Below are 288 nucleotides of genomic sequence, written 5' to 3' on the forward strand. Positions count from 1 at the left end.
CGGTGATCTCGAGCTTCTTCTCGAAGCCCTTCGACACGCCCTCGGCGATGTTGGCGATCTGCGCCCGCGACGTGCCCCACAGGGAGCGCGCCGGCTTGGACTGGTTGACGGGCTGCACCTCGATGGCGCCGTCCTTCATCGCCACGGCGACGAGCGACGGGACGTCGTAGGACAGTTCGCCCTTCGAACCCTTCATCTTCACCGTCTGACCGGTGACCGTGGCGGTAACGCCCGCCGGCACGGGGACCGGCTTCTTGCCTACGCGAGACATGGGATAACCTCCTTATG

General features: G+C 65.6%; 1 protein-coding gene. It reads right to left on the minus strand.

What is annotated here, in order from left to right:
* On the minus strand, positions 1–271 hold a 271-nt coding region (gene rplF / locus I53_RS21035), incomplete at its 3' end, for a 50S ribosomal protein L6 (RefSeq protein WP_043354316.1).
* Between the last annotated feature and the right edge of the window lie 17 nt (positions 272–288).

Origin of the sequence: Methylobacterium sp. B1 (assembly GCF_000333255.1) — a bacterium.
GTDB classification, from domain to species: domain Bacteria; phylum Pseudomonadota; class Alphaproteobacteria; order Rhizobiales; family Beijerinckiaceae; genus Methylobacterium; species Methylobacterium fujisawaense.